This is a genomic window from Mesorhizobium sp. B4-1-4, from assembly GCF_006439395.2.
Lineage (GTDB): Bacteria > Pseudomonadota > Alphaproteobacteria > Rhizobiales > Rhizobiaceae > Mesorhizobium.
Map to the genome: position 1 here is coordinate 5,512,814 of NZ_CP083950.1, position 15,262 is coordinate 5,528,075.

A 15,262-nucleotide genomic window follows, 5' to 3' on the forward strand; every position below is an offset into this window, starting at 1 on the left:
GGGACTATGCCAAGGCTGGGGCTCATTGGGCGCCAGTAATGGGCAAAACAAAAACCGATAACATCCCAGTGGATGTTTATATCCAGTTTGTGCGCTCGTTGTTCGACAACGCGCATATGCTGGTCATCGGCGCGCTTTGCCACGCTGTAATCAGCCTCATGGTCTACTGGCGCAACGGCCAGCCTATTTTCCTGGCTCTGGCCGGCGCGCTGCTCGGCATCGGCGTCTGGCGCTACTTCAGCCTGCGGCGGTTCCATCGCTCGGGCGGCGAGATGCGCGACGCCGCCGATGCAACGAAGTGGGAGCGCGAATACATCCTGAAGGGCAGCCTTCAAGGGCTGTTGCTGGGGTTCTTTTGCTTCATTTCCATCTATGTCTACTCTGACTCCTATGCCGAGATCGGGGCGCTTTCGGTAACGCTTGCCTCCCTGGTGACTGTGGTCGGCCGAAATTACGGCTCGCCTCGCATGGTCATGATCTTCGCGGTCACCTTCGTCGGGCCGATCGCCGCTGCACTCATTCTCAGGTTCGACATCCCCTACGTCGTGCTTGGCCTGCTGATCATCCCCTTCATGTTCATCATCAAGGGCAGCGCCGACCATGTCCGCAACGTGCTGTTTTCGGCCGTCGTAGGGCACAAGCAGGCGAGGCAGATCGCGCAGCGCTTCAACCGCGCCCTCAACACCATGTCGCATGGCCTGGTCATGCTCGGGCCCGACGGCAAGGTGGTCGTCGGCAATGCCGAGGCTGCCCGTCTGATGTCGCTCAAATCGCCGGACCAACTGCTGGGACGGTCGATTCATTCACTGCTGCTGCGCGGCGTTGCCGGCGGCATGCTGGCGCCGAAGGACTGCCGCTACGTCGAGGCGCAGCTGACGCGTGCGCTGCGCGAGGGCCGCGACCGCAAGGTGCTGGTTTCCTTTTCCAACGGTCAGCACTTTGAATTCTCTGCCCGCGAAGGCAACCAGGAATTGGGGGTCATCACTTTTGAAGACGTCACGGCGCGTGTCGAGGCGGAGGACAAGATCCGTTTCATGGCGCGCTACGACAACCTCACCGGCCTGCCAAACCGCGCCTATTTCCATGAGCTGGTCGGCGAATCGATGGCTTCCGGCGAGCGTGATCGCCTGTGCGGCCTGGCCGTGGTCGACCTTGACGATTTCAAGAGCGTCAACGACACCCTCGGCCATCCCGTCGGCGATGGCCTGATCTATGCCGTCGCCGAGCGGCTCGCGGCCATCGCCGGGCGCGGCATTACCGTCAGCCGTTTCGGTGGTGACGAATTCATGATGTTCTTCGACCGCATCGAGGACGAAAGCCACCTGGCCAGCCTGCTCGACCAGATTTTCGCCGACCTGCAGGGTGAGGTCGACGTCGCGGGTCATGGGTTGCGGATCCAGGCCAGTGCCGGCGCGGTGCTGTCCAAAGTCGATGAAACCGATGTCGACGCCATGATCGTCAAGGCGGACCTGGCGCTTTACAAGGCCAAGGAGCTCGGCAAGAACGGCTGGCGACTGTTCGAGGCCGCCATGGATGCCGCGTTCCGCAACCGTCAGCTGATGAAGGCGGATTTGCGCACCGCCGTGGAAGGCAAGGGCCTGCGGGTCGTCTACCAGCCGATCGTGGCGATGAACACCATGCGCATCGCCAGCTGCGAGGCGCTGTGCCGCTGGGACCATCCCGATCTCGGGCCGATTTCGCCTAGCGTCTTCATTCCGCTGGCCGAGGAGATGGGCATCATCTCCGAGATCAGCACCTTCGTACTCCAGGCGGCCTGCGCCGAATGCGCCAAGTGGCCCGACCAGACCAGCGTCTCGGTCAATCTTTCCGCCAGGGATTTCCGCAACGGCGACATCATCCGCAAGGTGCGCGATGCGCTTGACTCTTCCGGGCTCGCCGCCGGCCGGCTCGAGATCGAAGTCACCGAAACCGCCCTGCTCGACGACAAGTCCCTGACGCGCCAATATATCGAGGAACTGAAACACCTCGGCGTGCGCATCGCCCTCGACGATTTCGGCACCGGCTATTCAAGCCTGAGCTACCTCCACAAGCTGCCGCTCGACAAGATCAAGATCGACCGGTCGTTCGTGATGGACGTCACCCAGAATCCACGGTCGCTCGAGCTGTTGAAGGGCGTCGTCAACCTGACCCGTATCCTGGGTCTCACCGTCACCATCGAAGGCGTGGAGACGTTCGAGCAGCTCAAGATCCTGCTGCATTCGGTGAAGCCGGATCTTGTCCAAGGCTTCCTGTTCGGCGCGGCGCTCAGCGCGTCGGGCATCGAAGCCATGTCCAATGCGACCTGGCCCTTCGCTGCGGAATTGCAGCCGGCTGCAAAGCGCGCCGCCACCTGAAATCCAGCCATCGAGCCCTGCTTCTCCCCGTATGTGCAATTTACCATTTGTTAACGTTAATTTAGGGTAAACGAAAACGCTCGGAATTTTGCTTCTGGTTTCCACTGTGCTTCGCTATTGTCGTTGTGCGGCAGTGCGAGGACAAAATGGAAAACAAGTTGTTGGATAAACCCGTTGCGGCGGCTACGGGCAGGGACAAGAATCGCCCCTCGGTCTTCTCAGATCACATCATGGATGTGCTGGAGCATGTGGAGTATCGCCTTTGCGATGGCGCCGAGGATCTTGAGGCGATCTACAGGCTTCGCTACAACTCCTATATTCACGCCGGCATGGTGAAGCCGGATGCCTCCCGCATGGTGAAAGACGACTTCGACGACCTGCCCAATTCCTATCGCTTTGGCGTTTTCTTCGATGGCGCACTCGTCAGCACCATCAGAATCCACTACGCCAGCGCAAGATGTCCTGTCTCACCCAGCACCGATGTCTTCGGCGATGTGCTGGCGCGGCGCCTGGCGGCTGGCGAGACTTTCGTCGACCCAAGCCGGTTCGCCGCCGATCTTGAGTGGTCTAGCAGTCTGCGCGTGCTGCCGTATGTCACCCTGAGGCTGGCGGTGGTTGCCTGCAGCCATTTCAAGCCGACCTATTGCCTGACGGCGATCAAGGAAGAGCATTCCGCCTTCTATCATCGCATCTTCCGATCGGAGCAGGCGGTGCCTCCGCGAAATTATCCCGGACTTACCGTGCCCGTGCATCTGTTCCAGTCGAAATGCTCCGAGAACATGCAGGCGACGCTGGACCGCTTTCCATTCTTCAACTCCACTGCATTCGAGCAACGCATGCTGTTCCAACGTCCCAAGAGAGGCGAATTGGCGCCGCTCACCATCTTGCCCACCGCCAAGTATTTCGAAGCAGCCTGACGCGGTCTTCAGGCCGCTTGCCTCCCGCATGCCGGCGGCTCGGCCGGGCCGCTTTTTGGCCAGCGTGGATCACGATGGAGCTTTCCGGGCCTGATAGCGTTGTAGGTGGCGGCACCACCGCAAGTTGGTGGCCATCGCCTCAGGAAAGGACCAGGACATGCATATTTCCCAGCTCGCGCTCACGCCGCTTATCTCGCTGATCGCCGGCGTGCTGATCCTCATCATGCCACGGCTGTTGAACTACATCGTCGCGCTCTACCTGATCGTCGTTGGACTGCTCGGGCTCTTCCCGCACCTTGCCAGCTGAAGCAAGCTGTCAGCCGGCGAAGAAGCGCAGGGCTGCGCCGATGATCGCCTCTGGTGCGTCTTCCTGCATGAGATGGCCGGAACCTGGAACAAGCGTCAAGGTGCAATCCGGCAGCATGGCCGCGAGTTTCGCGCCGCTGTCCGGTGATATCCAGTGGTCTTCCTCTCCCCACAGCAAGCTCACCGGGCAGCGGACGTTCTGGTAAAGCGGTTCGACCTCGTCGGTGAAGCGCTGGTCCATCTGCGCGATCTGACGATAGAAGGCCGGCTGGCCAATCGGGCCTCTCCACGGTGCCATGTAGGGTTCCAGGTCAAGGTCCGACAAAGGCCTGGCCGCGGCGCCCAAAACATACGCTTTCAGGATCGCCACCTGTATGTAGTCCGGCGCTCCGGCGAAGGCAGCCTCATGCTGCCGGACATGCTGGACAAAGGGCGAGCCCCAGGGCCGCACCGCCACCGGATCGATCAGCAGCAATCTGTCATAGTCGCAGCCGTCGATCAGATGTGCGCGCAACGCCGTGGCGCCGCCGAAATCATGGGCGACGATTTTGGGCCGGTCGAGCCTCCAGAAGGCCAGCATCGCCGTCAGCGCCTTGTTCTGGATGCCCAGCGAAACATCCTGGCCTTCCCGTTTCTCGGATCGCCCATATCCGGGAAGATCATAGAAATACAGCGTATGGTCGCGCGCCAGTTCCGGTGCGACGCGATGCCAGACATGCGAGGAGAACGGCGTACCATGCATGAGCACGATCGGAGGACCACAGCCGGCAGTCCCCCACGCGATGGTCGCGCCGTTCCAGTCAAATGTCTGTCTGGGGGTGATCATGGCGCTTCAACCAGGGAGTGTTCATCCGGCGACGATAATCCCTCGCGACGCTGTCAAAAACCGCCAAATTCTCACAGCTGGTTCAACGGGATTCACACATGATGCCGATGGCCGGTGACGGCAGAGCGCCCAGGCAAGGGACCGGCCGGCAATCTTCAACTTTCCCTTGAGGCAGTTATCGGCCCCAATGCGGCAATAGCGCCATTGCTCTCCGCCCGGCTTTTCGCTATGTGCCTGAAAGATGTCTTCGAAGGGGTATTCCTATGGCTGATCATACGCCGACCGGTCCTGTAGAGCTGGGCGCGAAGATGGACTATGCCGAGCATGACCGCACCTATGCGGGCTTTCTCATGCTGGCCAAATACGGATCGCTTTTCTGCCTTGGCCTTCTCATCGCGATGGCTTTCGGCTTCTTCGCGGGCGGCTTCTTCTCGGCGACCATCCTGTTCATCCTGATCATGGCCGTCGGCGCCTTCATTCTGCGGTAGACTTTCCAAAACCCTCTTGCCTTGACGTCGCCGGACGCTCCGGCCGACAGTTTGCGCAGACAGGTTCCAGCCGAAAGGATCATGCGGTGGGACAGACGGTTTTCATCCCTCGTGAGCTCGATGCGAACGAGCCGCGTGTCGCGGCCTCGCCCGATACGGTGAAACGGCTGGCGGGGCTGGGCTTCGATGTGATTGTCGAAACCGGCGCCGGTACCAGGTCGCGCATCCCCGACGAAGAGTTTGCCAAGGCAGGGGCTGGCGTCGGCAAGGCCGAGGATGTCGCCAGGGCCGATGTCGTGCTGAAGGTTCGCCGGCCGACGGATGCCGAGCTGAAGAGCTACAAATCCGGCTCCGCCGTCATCGCCATCATGGATCCCTACGGCAATGATGCCGCTGTCGCCGCCCTGGCCAGGGCCGGCGTCACCGCCTTCTCGATGGAGTTCATGCCGCGCATCACCCGGGCGCAATCGATGGACGTTTTGTCCTCGCAGGCCAATCTTGCCGGCTACCAGGCGGTGATCGACGGCGCCTCGGAATATGATCGCGCCTTGCCGATGATGATGACGGCGGCAGGCACGGTGCCGGCGGCGAAAGTCTTCATCATGGGCGTCGGCGTCGCCGGCCTGCAGGCGATCGCCACCGCGCGCCGCCTCGGTGCGGTCGTCACCGCCACCGACGTGCGCCCCGCCGCCAAGGAACAGGTCGCATCGCTCGGCGCAAAATTCCTGGCCGTCGAGGACGACGAGTTCAAGGCCGCCGAAACCGCCGGCGGCTATGCCAAGGAAATGTCCAAGGAATACCAGGCCAAGCAGGCCGCGCTCACCGCCGAGCACATCGCCAAGCAGGACATCGTCATCACCACCGCGCTTATCCCCGGCCGGCCGGCGCCCAAGCTGGTGTCGGCGGCGATGGTAGCCTCGATGAAGCCGGGCTCGGTGCTCGTCGATCTCGCCGTCGAGCGCGGCGGCAATGTCGAGGGCGCCGAAGCCGGCAAGGTGGTGACCACGGCCAACGGGGTCAAGATCGTCGGCCACCTCAATGTGCCCGGCCGCGTCGCCGCCTCCGCCTCGCTGCTCTATGCCAGGAACCTGTTCGCCTTCCTCGAGACGCTTGTCGACAAGACGAGCAAGACGCTCGCCATCAAACGCGACGATGAACTGGTCAAGGCAACGATGCTGACCGACGGCGGCAAGGTGGTCCATCCGGCCTTCGCCAAGGCCGACCAGCAGCCTTATGTCGAGCCGGCCGCGATCCCCGCCACGACCATGGTCGCCGACGCTTCGGCATCGCCGAAAAAGTCCGCACCCGGGAAAACCACCGCGTCCAAGTCGCCCGCGTCCAAGTCGCCCAAGTCGAAAGGCACAGCGTGATGGATCAGACCCTGCAAAAAGCCCTCGACCAGCTCGACCAGGCAAGTGCTGCCGTCCGACTGGCGATGCAGAACCTGGCAAACGCTCCAGGCGGCGCCGATGCGGCGGGTAATGCCGCGCACGCACTCTCCGGCGGCGCCATCGACCCCTTCGTCTTCCGCTTCGCCATCTTCGTGCTGGCGATCTTCGTCGGCTACTACGTCGTCTGGTCGGTGACGCCGGCGCTGCACACGCCGCTGATGGCTGTCACCAACGCCATCTCGTCGGTCATCGTCGTCGGCGCGCTGCTTGCTGTCGGCATCGCCGCTTCCGGCGTTGCCGCCGGTTTCGGCTTCGTCGCGCTGATGCTGGTCTCGGTCAACATCTTCGGCGGCTTCCTCGTCACCCAGCGCATGCTGGCCATGTACAAGAAGAAGGACAAGTGACGTGACCGTCAATCTCGCTTCCTTCCTCTATCTGGTCTCAGGCATCCTGTTCATTCTGGCGCTGCGCGGCTTGTCGCACCCGACCACCAGCCGCCAGGGCAACCTCTACGGCATGATCGGCATGGGCATCGCCATCGCCACCACGCTGGCGCTGGCAACCCCTTCCGCCGGCCGCTTTGGCCTCATCGTGCTCGGCCTTGCCATCGGCGGCGGTGTCGGCGCCGTTACCGCGCGCCGCATCGCCATGACCTCGATGCCGCAGCTGGTCGCCGCCTTCCACTCGCTCGTCGGCCTCGCCGCCGTCATGGTGGCGGCCGCGGCGATCTATGCACCGGAAAGCTTCGGCATCGGCACGGCGGGCGATATCCATGCCCAGGCGCTGGTCGAGATGAGCCTGGGTGTGGCTATCGGCGCCATCACCTTCACGGGCTCGGTCATCGCCTTCCTCAAGCTCGATGGCCGCATGTCCGGCAAACCGATCATGATCGGCGGCCGCCATTTCATCAACGCCGCACTCGGCGTTGCGCTGATCGTGCTGATCGTGCTTCTGGTCACCACGGAATCGAAGCTGGTCTTCTGGCTGATCGTCGCCGCCTCGCTGGTACTGGGCGTGCTGCTGATCATCCCGATCGGCGGCGCCGACATGCCCGTCGTCGTGTCGATGCTGAATTCTTACTCGGGCTGGGCCGCTGCGGCGCTCGGCTTTACGCTGGGCAATCTGGCGCTGATCATCACCGGTGCGCTGGTCGGTTCGTCCGGCGCGATCCTGTCCTACATCATGTGCAAGGGCATGAACCGGTCCTTTATCTCGGTCATCCTCGGCGGCTTCGGCGGCGAGACGGCGGCGGCAGCTGACGACGGCATCGAGCGCACGGTCAAGCAGGGTTCGGCCGACGACGCCGCCTACCTGATGATGAACGCGCAGAAGGTGATCATCGTGCCCGGCTACGGCATGGCGGTCGCACAGGCGCAGCACGCGCTGCGTGAAATGGCCGACAAGCTCAAGGCCAATGGCGTCGACGTCAAATACGCCATCCACCCGGTCGCCGGCCGCATGCCCGGCCACATGAACGTGCTGCTCGCCGAGGCCAACGTGCCTTACGACGAGGTGTTCGAATTGGAGGATATCAACTCCGAATTCGCGCAGGCTGACGTCGCCTATGTCATCGGCGCCAACGACGTCACCAACCCGTCCGCGCGCGACGACAAGTCGTCGCCCATCTACGGCATGCCGATCCTTGATGTCGACAAGGCGCGCACCTGTCTGTTCGTCAAGCGCTCGCTCGGCTCCGGCTATGCCGGCATCGACAACACGCTGTTCTACAAGGACGGCACCATGATGCTGCTCGGCGACGCCAAGAAGATGACAGAAGAGATCGTCAAGGCCATGGATCACTGATCTCAGGCGAACGGCGAGAGCCACAACCATATCCAAGAAAAAGCCCGGCTCGACGCCGGGCTTTTCTCTTGTCTGGGTTAAGAATGGATGCTCAGCGGCTGGTCAGGAAAACCGCTTCCTCTTCGTCGCGCTGCCTGCCGCCCAAAGCCGCCGCAGCGCTGGCGATGAAGGCGCCGACAACCAGCGACAACGCTCCCAGAAGCGCGAAGGTGGCACTTGCCTTCCTGGCGGTGTCCGCCGCCTGCTTGGCCTTGACCTTGGCGTCCTGGGCCTTCGCCAGGATCGCATCGACCCTTGCCTTGGCGTCGGCCTCGGACAGGCCGGTGCGGGCCGCGACCAGCTGCGACAGGTAGGTCTTGTCGTCGGCCGAAATTTCGCCCGCCGCGGCGCTGGCGATCAGGATGCGCGACGCCTGCGATGCGGCGGCCGCGTCGTTCTGTGGATTGGCGGCGGCGAGCTTGCTCGGATCGGCCGGGCGGAACAGCGAATCCACGAAATAGGAGGTCGCATTGTCAGCGGATGCCGAGCCGGCATTGCCGGCCGATGCACCCATCGCGGCACCCGATACCACCGTCGACGCTGCCTGCACGCCCGAGCCCAGTATCGATGTCAGCGCCGAGCCGAGCACCCCGACGACGAGCAGCGTTGCCAGTGCCCAGGACAGGAATCCGTGTGCGGTGTCACGAAAGAACACCTCGTCCGTGTGGATATCGACCCATCTGGTGCGCATCCGTCCCGCGAGATAGCCGCCGACACCCGATGACAGCCATTGCACCACGACCAGCCAGATTGCGCTCGAGACCGCGAAAGTGGTGATCGAGGCGCCTGAGCCAGACCAGGGCGAAACCATGGTCAGCCCCAGCCCGGAGCCGAGCAGCATCAACATGAAGCTCAACGTCGATGCCGCGAAAGCACCGGCGATGATCGGACCCCAGCTGATCGCCGAGGCGGAGGATTCGGTTGAAACGGGAACATCGACAGCCGACAGGGTGGACTGCATGACGGCCCCCTATCGCGCGAACAGCATGATAAGGATGATGATCGGGATAGGGACCCCAAGCAACCAGAGCAGAATGCCGCGACCCATGAATGCCTCCTGAGAAATCGTGATCGATGGTGTCACAATGTCCCGGATGGTCTTCCGTTCCAGTGGCTTATGAAATGTTTGGTTGGCGTCCGAGAGAAGATCGGCGCACCTGGTGCGCCGATCTTAAAAGGATGGATTCTAGATATCCAGATTTGCCACCGACAGCGCGTTGTCCTGGATGAATTCACGTCTAGGCTCGACTTCATCGCCCATCAGGCGCGAGAACAGGCTGTCGGCGTCCGTCGCATCGCTGACCTTGACCTGCAGCAGCGAGCGAACATTCGGGTCCAGCGTGGTCTCCCAGAGCTGCTCGGCATTCATCTCGCCGAGACCCTTGTAGCGCTGCATGGTCAGTCCCTTGCGGCCTGTCGCAAAGACCGCGTTGAGCAGCGCCAGCGGCCCCGAAACGGTTTCGGCGACATCCTTGCGGCGCAGCACCGGCGGCGTCCCATAGACTTCGCTGAGACGCTGCGCGTAGCGGTCGAGCTGGCGGGCGTCGGCCGAATTGATCAGCGCCATGTCGAGATGGGCGTATTCCTTGACGCTGCGCACCGTGCGTTCGAACACATAGCCGCCGCTGCCCTCATTGGAGGTCGACATGCGGCCGGTCCAGCCGCGCTCCGTGTCCTCGGCGATGATGTCGAGACGTTGTGCGATCCGCTCCGCCATGGCGTTGGCGCGGGCAAGGTCATTGAAGATTTCGGGGTTGAGGCCGCCGGCGATCGCCGCCTGCTCGACGACGTTGCGGTTGTAGCGCGTGTGCAGGCCGTTGATGAGCTGGCGCACTGCCAGCGCGTCGTCGACGGCACCGTGCAGATCCTGCCCGGTCCGCACCTCGGCCGAGCCGAGCGTAAGCGAGGCCTCCTCCAGGCCTGAATCGATCAGGAATTCCTCGAAGGCGCTCTCATTCTTGATGTATTGCGAGCTCTTGCCGCGCGTCACTTTGTAGAGCGGCGGTTGGGCGATGTAGAGATGGCCGCGCTCGATCAGCTCCGGCATCTGCCGGAAGAAGAAGGTGAGCAGCAAGGTTCTGATATGGGCGCCGTCGACGTCGGCGTCGGTCATCAGGATGATCTTGTGGTAGCGCAGCTTGTCGGCGTTGAACTCGTCCTTGCCGATCGAGGTACCGAGCGCGGTGATCAGCGTGCCGATCATGTCGGAGCTCAGCATCCGATCGAAGCGCGCGCGCTCGACGTTGAGGATCTTGCCGCGCAGGGGCAGGATGGCCTGGTTCTGGCGCGAGCGGCCGCCCTTGGCCGAGCCGCCGGCCGAGTCACCCTCGACGATGAAGATTTCCGATTTTGCCGGGTCGCGCTCCTGGCAGTCGGCCAGCTTGCCGGGCAGGGAGGTGACGCCCAGCGAGGTTTTGCGGGTGATGTCGCGGGCCTTGCGCGCGGCTTCGCGCGCCGCCGCGGCCTGGATCACCTTCTCGACCACCACCTTGCCTTCGGTCGGATGCTCCTCCAGCCAGGTGCCCAGCGCCTCGTTGACCAGTCCTTCGACCACTGGGCGGACTTCCGAGGAAACCAGCTTGTCCTTGGTCTGCGAGGAGAATTTCGGATCGGGAACCTTGACCGACAGCACGGCCGTCAAGCCTTCGCGGCAATCGTCGCCGATCAGCGAGACCTTTTCCTTCTTGGTCAGGCCCGAGGATTCGCCATAACCGGTGATCTGACGGGTCAGCGCGCCGCGAAAGCCGGCCAGATGGGTGCCGCCGTCGCGCTGCGGGATGTTGTTGGTGAAGGCCAGCACATTCTCGTGGTAGCTGTCGTTCCACCACATCGCCACTTCGACGGTGATGCCGTCGCGCTCGGCCCGGATGGCGATCGGCTTCTCGATCAGCGGTTTCTTGACCCGGTCGAGATATTTGACGAATTCCTCAAGGCCACCATCATAATGCAGTTCATGGCGCACGATGTCGGCATGGCGGGCATCGGTCAGAACGATGCGCACGCCCGAATTGAGGAAGGCGAGCTCGCGCAGCCGATGCTCCAGCGTGCCGAAGTCGAACTCGACCATCGTGAAGGTCTCGGCCGACGGAAAGAACGTGATCTCGCTGCCGCTGCGGCCCTCATTGGTGCCAGGGCGCTTGTCCTGTTCGTAGCTGCCGGTCGCCTTCAGCGGCGCGTCGGCATTGCCATGTGTGAAGCTCATCTCATAGATCTGGCCGTTGCGGCGGATTCTGAGCTTCAGCCAGGCCGACAGCGCGTTGACCACCGAGACGCCGACGCCGTGCAGGCCGCCCGACACCTTGTAGGAATTCTGGTCGAATTTACCGCCGGCATGCAACTGTGTCATGATCACTTCGGCCGCCGAAATGCCCTCGCTGGGGTGGATATCGGTGGGAATGCCACGGCCATTGTCAATGACGGTGACCGAACCGTCGGGATTGAGCGTTACCGAAACCAGGTCGGCATGGCCGGCCAGCGCCTCGTCGATGGCGTTGTCCACCACCTCATAAACCATGTGGTGCAGGCCCGAACCGTCGTCGGTGTCGCCAATATACATGCCGGGACGTTTGCGGACGGCGTCCAAGCCCTTCAAAACCTTGATGGAATCGGCGCCATATTCGGCTGCAGCGCCGTTGGCGTTCTCAGTCTGGTCGCTCATGAAAACCTGTTGTCTAGAGGCCGCTAATGCAACGGGAAAAACTGCCCCCGAATCGCGCGTCTGATATAGCCTAGATATAGGCGCTAAAGGCGGTTTTTCCAAGGTTTGCGGGCATTTCCCCGGGGATGGGCCGGCCGTGCGGGACCGGCTCCCGCCGGGCTCTATTTGCCTGGCCACACGGTCCCTGAGAAACGTGATGGTGAACTTGTAGCGCGGCGCACGCCGCCCGGCCCGGTCGGGATCCAGCGTCAGGTCAGCCGGCGCGCATCGGTTTCAACGCCTCGCTCCAGCGCAGCAGCTCGTCCAGCATCGTCCTGGTACCGTCGGCCACCTGTTCGCTGGCTTTGAAGGCGCCGTTCTCATCAAGCAGTTTCTGGTACATCGGCAGCGCGACGCCTTCCGGGATGGGCATGATGCCCACCGACGTCAGCAGCGGCTTCAGGGCCTGCGCCGCGCGCAGGCCGCCGGAGACGCCGCCATAGCTGAAAATGGCGGCAGGCTTGTATTTCCATTCACGCGCCAGGTAGTCGATCGCGTTGACGATCGCGGGTGCCGCGAAATAATTGTATTCCGGCGCCACGAAGACAAAGGCGTCGGCGGCGTCGATCGCCTTCGACCAGGCCTTGGTGTGGTCGTTCTGGTAGTTGCCAAGCCTCGGATGATGCGGCTCATCCAGCACCGGCAATTTGAACGCGGCAATGTCGGTCAGAACCGGCGCGAATTTCCCGTGCTCGCGCGCGAATGCCTCCAGCCACTCGGCAAAAACCGGGCCGGCGCGACCGGGTCGCGTGCTGCCGATGACGATGTTCAACTGGTGCTTCAAGGCGGGCTCCTTAGCTTGGTGGTATCTGTTGGTGACTGTCCCTACGGCAGAGCGTTCAGGCGGACAAGGTCAGACCGTTGCCGGAATGGTCACGATCGGATGAATGGACAGTCTGGCTTCGCGTCTCCTGCCGTCGTGGTTCGGTCCACCGTTCAGTCACATGGACGCCCGGATTGCCAGTCACTACATTAACGGCGATAGCGGAGCCCTTTCATGGACACTCAGCCGGCCCCCTTCGTTCCTCCCGCGCCGAAGCCGCGCACGTCGCCGCCTTCGACGCTGGAGATGATCCGCATCGTCTACCGCAATCCGCTCGAACTGTGGGGCGAGCCGACCTACAACGAACCGTGGATTTCGGTGAACGGCGTCGGCGGACCGCTGGTCATTGCCAACGATCCCGGTCTCATCCGCCACGTGCTGGTCGACAATGCCAAGAACTACAGGATGGCCACGGTGCGCCAGAAGATCCTGCGGCCGATCCTGCGTGATGGCCTGCTGACCGCCGAGGGCGAGGTCTGGAGGCGGTCGCGCAAGGCGATGGCGCCCGTGTTCACGCCACGCCACATCTTCGGCTTCGCTCAGCCGATGCTCAAGCGCACGCTGGAGTTCGTCACGCGCTACGAAGCGGGCGGCACGTCCGATGTCGCCCATGACATGACGCTGCTCACCTATGACATCCTGGCCGAGACGCTGTTCTCCGGCGAGATATCAGGCGAGCCGGGCAGTTTTGCCAATGAGATCGATCGCCTGTTCGAGACCATGGGACGCGTCGACCCCCTCGATCTGCTGCGCGCGCCCGACTGGCTGCCTCGGCTGACCCGCATCCGCGGCCGCAAGACCATGGCCTATTTCCGCAAGATCGTCACCGATACGGTCAAGATGCGCGAAGAGAAGGTCAGGCGCGATCCCGATGCCGCGCCGCAGGATTTCCTGACTCTGCTGCTCAAGGCCGAGGGCCCGGAGGGGCTGACGCGCTCGGAAGTCGAGGACAACATCATCACCTTCATCGGCGCCGGCCATGAGACGACCGCGCGCGCGCTTGGCTGGACGCTTTATTGCCTCGCCGAATCGCCATGGGAACGCGACCGGGTCGAGCAGGAGATCGACCAGGTGCTGGCGCGCGAATCCGATCCGACGAAGTGGCTCGATGCCATGCCGTTGACACGCGCCGCCTTCGACGAGGCGCTCAGGCTCTATCCGCCGGCGCCCTCCATCAACCGCGAGCCGATCGTTCCGGAGATGTGGAAGGATCTTTACATCCCCAGACATGCGGCCGTGCTGGTCATGCCCTGGGTCGTCCATCGTCACAGGAAGCTTTGGGACCGGCCCGATGCCTTCCTGCCCGAGCGCTTCCACCCGGGAAACCGTGAAAAGATCGATCGCTTCCAGTATCTGCCGTTTGGCGCGGGGCCGCGCGTCTGCATCGGCGCCAGTTTCGCCATGCAGGAGGCGATCATCGCGCTCGCCATCCTCTTGTCACGCTTCCGCTTCGATACCACGGCCGAGACCAAGCCCTGGCCGGTGCAGAAGCTGACGACGCAACCGCAAGGCGGGCTGCCGATGCAGGTCACGCCTCGCCGTCATTGAGAGGCCGTCATTGAGAGGTAGGACCTCTCCGGAATTATACGGCGGGCCTGCGTTGCTGGAACTGGCCGGCGGCGCGGAAGCGCCAGAGATAACTCGGCAGGATCGTCGCGATCGATTGCGGCTGGATGCCAAGCCCCACCAACGTCCGGTTGGCCTTGACCGCGGCTTCCGAAACGACGTTGTGCTCGCGCAACTGCATCACCTGGTCCTTGGTCAGCAGCGGATTGGGCAAGAGACCGAGGATCGAAGCCTGGATGTTGGCCACCCACCACGGCACGGGCATCAGCAGGCGTCTGCGCTCGATCACGGTGAGCAGCTCCTGCATGCATTCCTTGAAGGTGAGCACATTGGGCCCGCCAAGCTCGTAGATATGGCCACCATCGACCTTGCCGTCGACCGAGCGCGCCACCGCTTCGGCGACGTCGCCGACATAGACCGGCTGGAACTTGGTCCGGCCGCCGCCGATCAGCGGCAGCACCGGCGAATAGCGCGCCATGCCGGCAAAGCGGTTGAAGAAACTGTCTTCCGGCCCGAAATTGATCGACGGCCGGAAGATCACGGCGTCGTTGATCGTCTCCAGCACGGCCTTCTCGCCAAGTGCCTTGGTGCGCGCGTAGTTCGATTCGGAGTTCGCATCGGCGCCAAGCGCCGAAATATGGGTGAACCCGGCGCCGACGGAGCGCGCGGCCTCGGCAATGGCGCGGGCGCCGAACTCATGCACGGCGGAGAATTTCTGGCGGCCGCTTTCATGCAGGATGGCGACGAGGTTGACGACATGGTCGGCACCTTGCACGGCGCGGTCGACCGACCAGCGCACGCGCACATTGGCCTGCACCGGCTGGATCTGGCCGACATTGCCGAGCGGCTGCAGGTGGCCGGCAAGATCGGGCCGCCGGCAGGCGACCCGGATACGATAGCCGCGCTTGGCCAGCGCCCGCACGACATGGCGGCCGACAAAACCTGACCCGCCGAAGACGACGACGAGCTTTGGGGTCTGCAGGATTTCTGTCATGGCGGGCTCCGGCGCACTTTCCAGATGGCTTGGCTGAAGCCGTTTCATAGTCCGTTTT

At 63.0% G+C, this 15,262-nt stretch carries 13 protein-coding genes; 8 read left to right on the top strand and 5 right to left on the bottom strand.

The window, feature by feature from the left end; all coding sequences use genetic code 11:
- Nucleotides 1-38: 38 nt before the first annotated feature.
- From FJW03_RS26545 to FJW03_RS26555, 3 genes are all read left to right on the top strand, one after another.
- On the top strand, nucleotides 39-2,354 hold the full coding sequence (locus FJW03_RS26545) for a putative bifunctional diguanylate cyclase/phosphodiesterase (protein ID WP_140606756.1): 2,316 nt from the start codon (nucleotides 39-41) through the stop codon (nucleotides 2,352-2,354).
- Nucleotides 2,355-2,500: 146 nt separating this feature from the next.
- Nucleotides 2,501-3,271 (top strand): N-acyl amino acid synthase FeeM domain-containing protein, encoded by a 771-nt coding sequence (locus FJW03_RS26550; protein WP_140695319.1) that lies wholly within the window; start codon nucleotides 2,501-2,503, stop codon nucleotides 3,269-3,271.
- Between the two features lie 157 nt (nucleotides 3,272-3,428).
- Entirely contained in the window at nucleotides 3,429-3,578 is a 150-nt protein-coding gene (locus FJW03_RS26555) for a DUF3096 domain-containing protein (protein WP_140606758.1), read from the top strand.
- Nucleotides 3,579-3,587: 9 nt separating this feature from the next.
- Here FJW03_RS26555 and FJW03_RS26560 read toward each other — a convergent pair whose 3' ends face one another.
- Entirely contained in the window at nucleotides 3,588-4,403 is an 816-nt protein-coding gene (locus tag FJW03_RS26560) for an alpha/beta fold hydrolase (RefSeq protein ID WP_140764955.1), read from the bottom strand.
- Nucleotides 4,404-4,666: 263 nt separating this feature from the next.
- Between FJW03_RS26560 and FJW03_RS26565 the strand changes: the two genes are divergently transcribed.
- The 4 genes from FJW03_RS26565 (at nucleotide 4,667) to FJW03_RS26580 (ending at nucleotide 8,085) form a co-directional block, all read left to right on the top strand.
- Entirely contained in the window at nucleotides 4,667-4,891 is a 225-nt protein-coding gene (locus tag FJW03_RS26565; protein ID WP_140606760.1) for an aa3-type cytochrome c oxidase subunit IV, read from the top strand.
- 86 nt (nucleotides 4,892-4,977) lie between these two features.
- Nucleotides 4,978-6,261, top strand: a complete 1,284-nt coding sequence (locus tag FJW03_RS26570; RefSeq protein ID WP_140695317.1) for a Re/Si-specific NAD(P)(+) transhydrogenase subunit alpha — start codon at nucleotides 4,978-4,980, stop codon at nucleotides 6,259-6,261.
- The gene (locus FJW03_RS26575; RefSeq protein WP_140764952.1) at nucleotides 6,261-6,686 is read left to right on the top strand and encodes a proton-translocating transhydrogenase family protein; all 426 of its coding nucleotides are present in this window, start codon (nucleotides 6,261-6,263) and stop codon (nucleotides 6,684-6,686) included. Before FJW03_RS26570 ends, FJW03_RS26575 begins: the two co-directional genes overlap by 1 nt.
- Before the next feature lies 1 nt (nucleotide 6,687).
- Complete coding sequence (locus tag FJW03_RS26580; protein ID WP_140695314.1) at nucleotides 6,688-8,085, top strand: NAD(P)(+) transhydrogenase (Re/Si-specific) subunit beta; 1,398 nt, start codon at nucleotides 6,688-6,690, stop codon at nucleotides 8,083-8,085.
- Nucleotides 8,086-8,176: 91 nt separating this feature from the next.
- On the opposite strand, the gene FJW03_RS26585 is transcribed toward FJW03_RS26580, so the two are convergent.
- The 3 genes from FJW03_RS26585 to FJW03_RS26595 form a co-directional block, all read right to left on the bottom strand.
- Entirely contained in the window at nucleotides 8,177-9,085 is a 909-nt protein-coding gene (locus FJW03_RS26585; protein WP_140764949.1) for a hypothetical protein, read from the bottom strand.
- Between the two features lie 225 nt (nucleotides 9,086-9,310).
- Nucleotides 9,311-11,782, bottom strand: a complete 2,472-nt coding sequence (gyrB, locus tag FJW03_RS26590) for a DNA topoisomerase (ATP-hydrolyzing) subunit B (RefSeq protein ID WP_140695308.1) — start codon at nucleotides 11,780-11,782, stop codon at nucleotides 9,311-9,313.
- A 253-nt stretch (nucleotides 11,783-12,035) separates the two neighbouring features.
- The gene (locus tag FJW03_RS26595) at nucleotides 12,036-12,605 is read right to left on the bottom strand and encodes an NADPH-dependent FMN reductase (protein ID WP_140764947.1); all 570 of its coding nucleotides are present in this window, start codon (nucleotides 12,603-12,605) and stop codon (nucleotides 12,036-12,038) included.
- Between the two features lie 213 nt (nucleotides 12,606-12,818).
- Here FJW03_RS26595 and FJW03_RS26600 point away from each other — a divergent pair, with 213 nt between their 5' ends.
- Nucleotides 12,819-14,192, top strand: a complete 1,374-nt coding sequence (locus FJW03_RS26600) for a cytochrome P450 (protein WP_140764932.1) — start codon at nucleotides 12,819-12,821, stop codon at nucleotides 14,190-14,192.
- 34 nt (nucleotides 14,193-14,226) lie between these two features.
- Here the strand turns inward: FJW03_RS26600 and FJW03_RS26605 are convergent, their stop codons facing one another.
- Nucleotides 14,227-15,204: a complex I NDUFA9 subunit family protein gene (locus tag FJW03_RS26605; RefSeq protein ID WP_140764930.1), complete on the bottom strand. Its 978-nt coding sequence runs from the start codon at nucleotides 15,202-15,204 to the stop codon at nucleotides 14,227-14,229.
- Nucleotides 15,205-15,262: the final 58 nt, after the last annotated feature.